12 protein-coding genes are annotated in these 9,375 nt (G+C 41.8%); 1 reads left to right on the top strand and 11 read right to left on the bottom strand.

Going from position 1 to position 9,375, the window contains the following annotated elements; genetic code table 11:
• Positions 1 to 211: 211 nt before the first annotated feature.
• From MTF70_RS21815 to MTF70_RS21770, 7 genes are all read right to left on the bottom strand, one after another.
• Positions 212 to 457 carry a hypothetical protein gene (locus tag MTF70_RS21815; protein WP_004401144.1) on the bottom strand — a complete coding sequence of 82 codons (246 nt, stop codon included), beginning with the start codon at positions 455 to 457 and terminating at the stop codon, positions 212 to 214.
• A gap of 217 nt (positions 458 to 674) precedes the next feature.
• Positions 675 to 953 (bottom strand): hypothetical protein, encoded by a 279-nt coding sequence (locus tag MTF70_RS21810; RefSeq protein ID WP_205461649.1) that lies wholly within the window; start codon positions 951 to 953, stop codon positions 675 to 677.
• Between the two features lie 682 nt (positions 954 to 1,635).
• Positions 1,636 to 1,917, bottom strand: a complete 282-nt coding sequence (locus MTF70_RS21800) for a hypothetical protein (protein ID WP_205461651.1) — start codon at positions 1,915 to 1,917, stop codon at positions 1,636 to 1,638.
• A gap of 245 nt (positions 1,918 to 2,162) precedes the next feature.
• A complete protein-coding gene (locus MTF70_RS21795; RefSeq protein WP_205461653.1) occupies positions 2,163 to 2,726 on the bottom strand; it encodes a hypothetical protein in 564 nt (187 codons plus the stop codon).
• A gap of 207 nt (positions 2,727 to 2,933) precedes the next feature.
• Positions 2,934 to 3,365, bottom strand: coding sequence for a T6SS immunity protein Tdi1 domain-containing protein (locus MTF70_RS21785; protein ID WP_054730760.1), 432 nt, complete (start codon positions 3,363 to 3,365; stop codon positions 2,934 to 2,936).
• 592 nt (positions 3,366 to 3,957) lie between these two features.
• Positions 3,958 to 4,353 carry a hypothetical protein gene (locus MTF70_RS21775; protein WP_248394423.1) on the bottom strand — a complete coding sequence of 132 codons (396 nt, stop codon included), beginning with the start codon at positions 4,351 to 4,353 and terminating at the stop codon, positions 3,958 to 3,960.
• A 187-nt stretch (positions 4,354 to 4,540) separates the two neighbouring features.
• On the bottom strand, positions 4,541 to 4,864 hold the full coding sequence (locus tag MTF70_RS21770) for a DUF6572 domain-containing protein (protein ID WP_038217934.1): 324 nt from the start codon (positions 4,862 to 4,864) through the stop codon (positions 4,541 to 4,543).
• A gap of 234 nt (positions 4,865 to 5,098) precedes the next feature.
• On the opposite strand from MTF70_RS21770, the gene MTF70_RS21765 reads away from it, so the two are divergent.
• A complete protein-coding gene (locus MTF70_RS21765; RefSeq protein WP_017636093.1) occupies positions 5,099 to 6,061 on the top strand; it encodes an integron integrase in 963 nt (320 codons plus the stop codon).
• A gap of 43 nt (positions 6,062 to 6,104) precedes the next feature.
• On the opposite strand, the gene MTF70_RS21760 is transcribed toward MTF70_RS21765, so the two are convergent.
• From MTF70_RS21760 to tyrR, 4 genes are read right to left on the bottom strand one after another with little or no spacing between them, the layout of a single operon-like run.
• The gene (locus MTF70_RS21760) at positions 6,105 to 6,578 is read right to left on the bottom strand and encodes a DUF2947 domain-containing protein (RefSeq protein WP_017636094.1); all 474 of its coding nucleotides are present in this window, start codon (positions 6,576 to 6,578) and stop codon (positions 6,105 to 6,107) included.
• A 13-nt stretch (positions 6,579 to 6,591) separates the two neighbouring features.
• Positions 6,592 to 7,179, bottom strand: coding sequence for an HD domain-containing protein (locus tag MTF70_RS21755; RefSeq protein WP_005376917.1), 588 nt, complete (start codon positions 7,177 to 7,179; stop codon positions 6,592 to 6,594).
• Position 7,180: 1 nt separating this feature from the next.
• Positions 7,181 to 7,765: a ribosomal protein S5-alanine N-acetyltransferase gene (rimJ, locus tag MTF70_RS21750; protein ID WP_005376916.1), complete on the bottom strand. Its 585-nt coding sequence runs from the start codon at positions 7,763 to 7,765 to the stop codon at positions 7,181 to 7,183.
• 36 nt (positions 7,766 to 7,801) lie between these two features.
• A complete protein-coding gene (tyrR, locus tag MTF70_RS21745; RefSeq protein WP_017820442.1) occupies positions 7,802 to 9,346 on the bottom strand; it encodes a transcriptional regulator TyrR in 1,545 nt (514 codons plus the stop codon).
• Positions 9,347 to 9,375: the final 29 nt, after the last annotated feature.

Below are 9,375 nucleotides of genomic sequence, written 5' to 3'. Positions count from 1 at the left end.
GTACCAAACAAACTACTGCCAAATTTTTAGGTCAGAAACATGATTTTGACTGCTAGCTTTTTCTGGCGACTAACGCCCTGTTAAGGGGTGAGCAACGCAATACCGAAGCTGCCGCATACCACCTTAACCACCAAAGCTAACGCATAGTAAAAATGCCACGCGTTGCGAATCCCTCTTGAACAGATTGTTATGTCTCTTACTTCATTTCTAACTAGCTATTTTCTAGAAGTGACTTAGCCTGAGCTATTGTTTCTTTAAGCGCCTTAATTTCAGCACGCTGCTGCTTAAATTGTTTATAAAATTCTTCTAACTTTTCACCATCGATCATGACGTTGAATGTCGAGTTGTCCCTGTAGTGAGCCCTAGAAATTGCTCTTGAAACATGAGTTTCGGCAGAAGCGTTCTCTGAAGGTGTCTCGCTAAGTTTGTTGAATTCGGATTGAGTTGGGAAAATCATTTTTATCTCCAAGAGAGTTAACGCGATGATATTTTTACATATCAGTTTGGATTTAAAAGCTTATAAGTCACATTTAGGTATGATTTTTCACTCAGAGACATAACGCCCTGTTAAGGGGTGAGCAACGCAATATTGAAGCCGCCGCATACCACCTTAATCACTTAAACCAACGCATAGTAAAAATGCCACGCGTTGCGAATCCCTCTTGAACAGTTTGTTAGGCGACATTTCTACGTTTAACTTCTTTCTCATACGAAGATTCGTTGTATAGCCAAATAGCCCAAAATGCGAAAAACATCCCGATCGTGTAAATTGAGTAATTAAGAGCATTATCCGATAAGAAAATCGTAATGCTTGCCGCATCAGAAGATGGATAAAGGAAAATAACATTAAAAATCATGTACAAAATGGCTGTGACGAAAGTGGTTCTGAAAAGCCAATTTAAACATCCTTTCTTTCGCGATTTTCGCCAATTATCAAATGCTTTACCATTCATTAATCCACTCCTTTTCAATTAACTGAAGCTAGATTCACGCCAAGATACTATCACTACTCTATCGTTTATCTCATGTCGCCTAACGCCGCATTAAGGGGTGAACAACGCTACCACCCTACCTAAACCATTGTGCCGTAAACACTAAAGCCAATTCAAACCAAAACTGCCAAGCGTTGTGAATCCCTCTTGAATGCTTTGTTAGTTGCCAAACCTAAAGCTTTGATTTGAAGTTAATTGCCGCTTTGCCAACACTAGCTTTATGCGTTTTGGTGGGCTCAAATCAGGCGCAGTTTCCAAGCGCCTGTCACTGAAACCACTTGGAACAAACAGCGCCGTAGAAAGCGGGCGAACAACACCAAAAAGCTCATTTGAGAATGACAATATTACAAAGCTGACTTTCAACAGTTAAATCGGTTTCTGAAACAGAAAATCCAACCACACAAGAAACCAACGCACGATTTCAAAAACCCAAATAACTAGAAATTGAAATACGAAAACCGAGCCAAAAACACACGAACATTAACCCTAAACATTCTGCTTTAGTTGCGTTTTTCTCGTTGGCAACTAACGCCCAATTAAGGTGTGAAGCACGCGACCACGACACTTAACTAGACCACCGTAAACACTAAACTCAACCCAAACCAAAAATGCCAAGCGTGCTGAATCACTCTTAAATTGTTTGTTAGTTGTTGTTTTCCAGGGAGCTCCTATTTTCCCAATGCTCCCCTAAACCTAAAGACTTTAGGTGCTTTTTTCTGCGGAGATCACTACTTGTTTGTTCCGCCAATTCAGCTTGTATTTCTTGGAATTTTGTTTGCTTTTCTAATTCTACGGCTTGGCGTTGTAGTTCAAGACCTTGTACCTCTATAGCTTTTGTATTAAGTGACAACTCATGCCTTTGCAAGTTGTAGCCAAAGAAACGCCACTGGGGCAAAAATCCCAGCCAAGAAGTCGCCCCACTCATTTAATTCTAAGGCCTTTGCATCAGGCCAAGTTACAGAAATTAGCGCAACAATAACTGTAAACCACAGCACAGTGAGTGATATACCAATTTTCTCAAGTTTCAAATTTTGTCTCCAACAACTAACGCCGCATTAAGGTGTGAGCAACGCTACCACTAACCCTAACCGTACCACCGTAAACACAAAACCCAACGATGGAATGAAAAATGCCAAGCGTTGGGAATCACTCTTAAATGCTTTGTTATGTTTATTTTACTTCTTGGATTTTAGCTTTAGCTTTAACAATTAGAGCTTTAATTTTTGCCAAGTCTTCAAGGTTATAATAAGCAGCTACGCCACCGATTTTACCGCTTGAAACTGCCGCCATTACTTTGCCACCAGAACTAAATGTGGAAATTTTCAGATCACCTTTAGTCGAGTAGTCAGCTTGGAAATCTTCAAACTTTGTTACATCTGGTTTGATTTTTGAAATGTAATCAATACCAGCTATCAAAGAATCAATTTCATCGAAGTCGATATAAGTTGTATGCTTTTTATCGTAACGGCCATCTTCTTTGAAAGCTTCGATAGTAATACCGTACTCTTTCTGACCACTAGTAACATTAGTAAATTCTTTACTTTCTACGTTAACAAGGGTGTTGTACAAGCCATTTGCTGTTCCGATTTTTTGGAAACCACGAACGAGAACGACACCTGTTTTAGCGCTGAATTGCTCTAATTTAGTTTTAGCTTCAGGAACAGTATCTTTTAAATTGTTAGCTGAAACACTGCACGACAGAAGCACTAAAGCAATAATAGAGAGTTTTTTCATGATGATTAAATCCGACTGAAATAAAGCTACCATTATATAGAACAGCAGCCTGAGCACTCATAATAAACATCATAAGTGTGAGGATAAACATAACGCCCTGTTAAGGTGTGAGCAACGCAATACCGATGCTCCCGCATGCCACCTTAAACATTAGACGCAACGCATAGCAAAAATGCCACGCGTTGCGAATCACTCTTAAACAGTTTGTTATGTGTTTGCGTGCTGAAGTTGAAAATGCAACTGAGACATTAGTGATTGATATACTTTCATAGTAAATACTTGCAAATTTTCCATACAAAACTCACCACCAATAATTGGATGCAGATCCCAACCTAAGCATTCGTCTTGTTTTGGTTGTAGCTCGTGTTCGAGCGCCAAGTCATACCAACTAGTTAAAAAGACATTATCACACCAATCTTGTGATTTATTCATTTTATTGTACTCATGAAAGTCCGAAGCAATTGTTTCATAGGTACCATCTAAAACCGATAACAATGAAATTGAGCCATCCACTTCACCAAATAGCCAGTCACCCATGATGGTTAGATACAAAGGTTTCCCTGTAGGATTAAGCAACCATTTCCACTGAGGTAACAAGGTATCTATTTCTACGTCCGAGACTTCCCAAATAAACTGCATTTTTATCTTTCTCACTCTGTTTAGAAACCCATTGACACATAACGCCTTGCTAAGGTGTGAGCAACGCAATGCCCAAGCCTCTGCAGACCACCTTAAACACAAAAACCGACGCATGGTAAAAATGCCACGCGTTGCGAATCGCTCTTAAGCAATTTGTTATGTTTGTTCTACATTCGCGCGATCACACCAATACTCTGAGTAACTTTCGTTTACCCAACACTCAATTCGTATTGTGCCAAACTCTTTATAAGTACCTAGTTCTTCTGAGATTGTTATACGTTCAGACGATAATAAATCACTAACTGAATCAGCCAAATCTTCAAACCCATAGAGTTCAACATTTTCGTTTTCACTTCGAAGATTAAGCTTCAGAACTCCTTGTTCTTCGGTCCGAGTCGCTGTGAGACTACAAATAAAGTCAGGTCTCACACACTCAAATAGCTTCTTATAGCTGCTCATATTCCCTCCGAAAACATAACGCCCTGCTAAGGGGTGAGCAACGCAATACCAAAACCGCCGCATGCCACCTTAATCACTTAAACCCACGCATAGTAAAAATGCCACGCGTTGCGAATCCCTCTTGAGCAGTTTGTTAGGCATCTGCCTGAGTGAGCCTAGACCACTCTTGCTTTGTACCCACTGCAAACAAACTACCTATTAACAAACAGATACCTGAACTTATCAGCCAAAAAGTTAAGGTATTATCTGGAAAGCTTGGCATTAGTACTGGGAACGAAAATGCTCTGAGGAGAAAAACACTTGTTATCACTACTAAAATGGAACGCGTAAATGGAGGTTTCTTTATTACGCCCGCCCCAGCTAACGCAAAAATACCCCAAAAACACAAAATTGTTGCTATTGTGAGCGTGACCAGTTTAGGGTACCAAAGCCCTTGCTCCGCCATTTGTGCCATCGCTTCTCCGGCCCCAAACATTCGATACCAGTCAGCTCCAAACACAATACATCCCAAATGAGCTAATGCTGCCAAAAAGCAACACGCTGAAGATGCTATGAGGCACTTGTTCTCTCGACGATTCATTCATCCTCCTTGATGCCTAACGCCGCGTTAAGTGGTGAACAACGCCAGTCGCCAAACCTAAACCATTGCATCTTAGACACTTAACCTGACTTGAATTGAAATCGCCAAGCGTTGTGAATCCGCCTTGAACGCCTTGTTAGTTGTAAGTCCCCAACTCGTGCGTAAGACTAAAACCTGCATCACTTACTACTTCTGAAACCAATGAAACGAATTTTTCAGCTTCGCGGTTTGGCTGATACTTTGAAACAATCCTAATTTCAAAAAGCTTGCCCTTTGCTATTGGGTATTGTTCAAATATTTCTCCAGATTCAATAAATGATAAATACAGATTTAATTTGTCTTGCAGCAGTAATAGCTTTTCATTTTGATCATCCCACTCTAAATGATCGGATATAACCAAAATTACTTTTTCATTGTCATGTGCAATAACATCTACTTTATCAAGCTGCTCAATCGTCATATTTTGCCCTTTGCAACTAACGCTTTCTATACGGCGATTTGCCGTTTTTCTGGCAGGCTACCGCCTTCTTTCTTATCAAAAGCGCTATCAATCGTAGCACTTATATGCATGAAACAAATAGAAAAACAGTATGAATATGTGTGGTGGCGCGCGCAATTAGGCGGCGCACAGCACGCTAATTTCAAAAGTGGTGATACATTAACGGAGCTGTATAAATAAACAGGTTAATTTATCATGAAAAGTCAGTTTTTACTTAGTGTAAAAGAGCACATGCTTACTCGTCATTATGCGAATAAAACTATCGAAAGTTATCTATTTTGGATAAAACGTTTTATCACTTTTCACCAGCTCGCCCACCCATCAACACTAGCAGAAGATGATGTCATTCAATTTCTGAGTTACTTAGCGGTAGAAGAAAAAGTTGCGGTAAAAACGCAAGCTTTGGCGCTGAACTCAATATCATTTTTATATCGTGATTATTTTAAAACCCCACTATCACTTGATATGAGATTTCAGAAATCCTTGACCGAAAAGAAACTTCCCGTTGTGTTAACCAGGGAGGAGATCCGAAGATTCGTTCAGCATATCGACCCGAGGTATAGACTCCATATTCAGCTACTTTACGGCTCCGGGCTTCGAGTTATGGAATGTTTACGCTTAAGAGTTCAAGACATCGATTATGATTATGGTGCAGTTCGCGTTTGGCAAGGAAAAGGAGGTAAAAATCGTACAGTCACATTAGCCAAAGAACTACATGAACCACTCAAAGCTCAAGTTAATTTAGCAAGAAACTACTACTTTAAAGATAGGCACATGCCTGGTTATGCGGGCGTATATATCTCTGAAGGTTTACGACGTAAATACCCAAAAGCGGAGCTAGATTTTAACTGGCACTTTTTGTTTCCATCAACAAAGTTAAGCGCAGATCGAGACACTGGTGAACTCAGAAGGCATCATATCAATGAAAGCGCAATACAAAGAGCGGTAAAGCGCGCGGCAAGCGACGCAAGCATTGAGAAAACTGTAACTTGCCACACACTAAGACACAGTTTTGCCACGCATTTATTGGAATCTGGCGCAGACATTAGAACTGTTCAGGAACAATTAGGGCATACTGATGTAAAAACCACGCAAATCTATACTCACGTTATCGAGCGCGGGGCTGGCGGTGTGTTGAGTCCATTATCCAGCCTTTAGAAAAACAAAGCCACCTCGAAAGGTGGCTTTGCTTTACAACTCGTTATTGACGAACACCGAGTTTCACATTGCCTTTTGAATCAAACCAAAGTGCTTGCGAACGGCGACGTCCTATTAGTATCGGACCATCGTCATAAAAGAGAAAGTTCTTCCAGTGCTTTTTAAAAATAGACCATTTCGTTTCGATGACATTGTACTTCTCGTAGCAAAAGTAAACGGTTACATCGTCTTGCCAATCGATATGTGCCTCAGCTTCCGCTGGCATGTCAGGATCATCCGACTCCCACGCAGCCATCCAATCCACAGTTTCAGACCAATTCGCCTCGTTCATTGGCCAGTCTTGGGAACTTAGTCTATCCATATCAGGGCTTTGAGCACTGATATTTTCTTTCCAAAATTGTGCTGAGCGGGCTTGGCTCATCGGCTTAATAAAAGCCAAATCTTCTTCTGGCACAGGCATCGACTGATGCGTAAAAATCCATTTTCTTTGGTATTCGTCCAAAGGCAAATAAGACATTCAGTCTCCTTTATTACGATTTCAGCCAACCTTTCTCTGTGGCTTCTTCAATCAACTCTTTCGCTTTGTCCCATAAGGTAACAGAGCCAAATTCAATTCGTTTATTAATGGTAAGTGCTTGTTCGCGTGAGACACCATGTTCCTTCCAACTCTGACCATTATTATGGTAGTTCAAGAGCATTGGAATTAACCGATCGAGTGCTTTTGCATACTTAGCATCATCGGTCTGCGCGGCTTCAAATTCATGCCAAAGCGCCAATAGCTCTTGCTCCTGATCGCTGGGTAACATACCAAACAAGCGCTCTGCAGCTCTAATTTCTTTTTCTGCTTGCTCTTGAGACGCAGCAGTATCATAAACAAAGGTATCGCCCGCGTCGATCTCTACTACGTCATGTATCAATAACATTTTCATCACTCGGCAAATATCAACAGGTGCATTCGCATGCTCTTCCATCAATATTGCCATCAGTGCGACATGCCAACTATGCTCACCACTATTTTCGAGGCGCCCTTCAGCACTTTTAACTCGAGTTCGGCGCAAAATGCTTTTGAGTTTATCGAGCTCGATTACAAGTGCTAACTGCTTTTCCAATCGTTCCATACTATCGCCCTTCTGGCTGCCAATTCGGATTAATAAGCGACGTTAGAACGTGGTCTTGCCACTCACCATTAATCAAAAGGTAATCTTTTGCATACCCTTCTCGGTTGAAACCTACATGCTCTAGCACAGCTTCACTACGTTTATTGTGAGGCATGTAGCCAGCTTGAATACGATGCAGTTTCTGAACGTTAAACATGTAGTCGCAAGCCATGGTTAATCCACGACGCATATAACCATGCCCTTGCGCTTTTTCAGCGAGAGAATATCCGACGTTACAAGAATAAAAAGGAAAACGACTCAAACTACTAAAGGATATCGTACCTAGCATTTCACCCGAAGAGGCTCTGACTAAAAGGCAATAATACCCCAATCCCATTCGATGCAGCTCATTGAGCTTGATAAGCTTTTGCAACCAACCGTTCACTGAGAAAAAAGCCTCTTCACGTTTCGGTTCAAACGGTTTCAGGTATTCTCGGTTGGCTTGAAAATATTCGGCAATCATATCTGCGTCACCGATTTCAGCGGTACGAAGAAGCAAGTCACCGTCCAACTTATGAACGGCGATAGATGAGCTGTTATCTTCCATTACAAATGATTAGTTCCGTCTTTTCGTTCAATTCGATTAATTCTTACGTATACCGTAATCACGCAGTTTATTAGCGATTGAGGTATGCGATACATTCAAGCGCTTAGCAAGCTTGCGGCTTGATGGGAATGACTGATACAAACGTTCCAGAACTTGAGATTCATAATCACGCATGATCTCATCCAAAGAACCGTCGATGTTAAGCGTTGCACTACCAGCGCCGACTGACTGAGGCTGAGGTAAATTGAAGTGATCCGCGTTTAGTATATCACCATCCATTTCCGTGAGCGCTCGAAGAACCATGTTATCCAGCTGGCGCATGTTTCCTGGCCACTGATAATTTGCAAGGGCATCAACTAGACCATCATCAAACTCTGGCTTATCAATCCCAAGCTGTTGAGCATGTTTCGCCACAAACAACTCAAGCAATGGTGCAACGTCGTTTGAGCGCTTACGTAACGGAGGAATGCTGAGCGTAAGTACGTTGAGACGATAATACAAATCTTCACGGAACATTCCTGCTTCAGAAAGCTCGGCAAGGTTATGTTTTGTTGAAGCGATGATACGAACATCGACATGCATCTCATCTTCTGCACCGACACGACGGAAATTACCATCCTGTAGAAAACGTAACAGCTTGATTTGAAGGTGCGAACTCATTTCACCGATTTCATCAAGAAATACCGTGCCGCCATTTGCTTGCTCAAAGATGCCTTTGTGGCCTTGTTCATGATTGAATGAACCCGGCGCATGACCAAAAAGTTCGGTTTCTGCTACATCGTCAGGCATAGAAGCACAACTCAAAACTAGGAATGGCTTGCTCGCGCGGCTAGAACGGCTGTGGCAAGCTTTAGCAAGCATTTCTTTACCAGTCCCCGTTTCGCCCTCAATCAACAATGGTTGGTCAAGCACAGACAGCTTCTTAGCTTGGTTCATTAGTGCTTTATGACGGTTCGATATACCAACAAAGTGCTCAAAACCCAGAGGATTATGCAGCGGTAGTGCTTCTTCAATTCTGGCAACTTGCTGACTAGAGCGAATCGTCATTAGAGTACTCGCTAGAGTCGAGTTTTGCGCTTCGTCTCGGATATAAACGGGCATCAACTCTAGAACATAGTCCAAGCCATCAATCACAAGGTTTTCCCGCGTTCGACCATTAACACCTTCAGACCAACGAGAGAAACGAACACTTGGTAACAAAGCACCGATTTGAGTACCAATCACTTCTTGCTTGTGAAGGCCAAGCAATGAAAGTGCAGACATGTTTGCCATGTCTACGGCACCTTTAAGATCAATGGCAAAAACCGGATCGGGCAAGTTATCAACTAACGAGAGCAGCTCCGTATTGTGGCGCTCCATCGGCATAAACTGGATTTTACGTACGTCTTTCACCCCCGGAATACGGCGGATTTCAGCCATCAGCTCACTAAACGTATCAAAATCAATATCCGGGCAATTCAAATAGATAATACCGCTAATATCGATTTCGATACCACGCAAGTCGATGCTTTTAGACGCTAAAATATCGAGCAGTTCTCGGGTCAAGCCGAGTCGATCTTCACATAAGACTTCAAGACGCACTTAAAATATCCCAATTCACAACTGTCAGG

Origin of the sequence: Vibrio sp. 2CM40D (genome assembly GCF_023161825.1) — a bacterium.
In the GTDB taxonomy this organism is placed as follows: Bacteria; Pseudomonadota; Gammaproteobacteria; order Enterobacterales; family Vibrionaceae; genus Vibrio; species Vibrio alginolyticus.
Note: the sequence above shows the minus strand (reverse complement) of the source record. Positions and strands in the feature narration are given on the sequence as shown.

Bases quoted from the DNA above. Each gene is read 5' to 3' on its own strand.
- MTF70_RS21815 (WP_004401144.1), bottom strand. From the start codon at position 457: ATGATTTTCCCAACTCAATCCGAATTCAACAAACTTAGCGAGACACCT.
- MTF70_RS21810 (WP_205461649.1), bottom strand. From the start codon at position 953: ATGAATGGTAAAGCATTTGATAATTGGCGAAAATCGCGAAAGAAAGGA.
- MTF70_RS21800 (WP_205461651.1), bottom strand. From the start codon at position 1,917: ATGAGTGGGGCGACTTCTTGGCTGGGATTTTTGCCCCAGTGGCGTTTC.
- MTF70_RS21795 (WP_205461653.1), bottom strand. From the start codon at position 2,726: ATGAAAAAACTCTCTATTATTGCTTTAGTGCTTCTGTCGTGCAGTGTT.
- MTF70_RS21785 (WP_054730760.1), bottom strand. From the start codon at position 3,365: ATGCAGTTTATTTGGGAAGTCTCGGACGTAGAAATAGATACCTTGTTA.
- MTF70_RS21770 (WP_038217934.1), bottom strand. From the start codon at position 4,864: ATGACGATTGAGCAGCTTGATAAAGTAGATGTTATTGCACATGACAAT.
- MTF70_RS21765 (WP_017636093.1), top strand. From the start codon at position 5,099: ATGAAAAGTCAGTTTTTACTTAGTGTAAAAGAGCACATGCTTACTCGT.
- MTF70_RS21760 (WP_017636094.1), bottom strand. From the start codon at position 6,578: ATGTCTTATTTGCCTTTGGACGAATACCAAAGAAAATGGATTTTTACG.
- MTF70_RS21755 (WP_005376917.1), bottom strand. From the start codon at position 7,179: ATGGAACGATTGGAAAAGCAGTTAGCACTTGTAATCGAGCTCGATAAA.
- rimJ (WP_005376916.1), bottom strand. From the start codon at position 7,765: ATGGAAGATAACAGCTCATCTATCGCCGTTCATAAGTTGGACGGTGAC.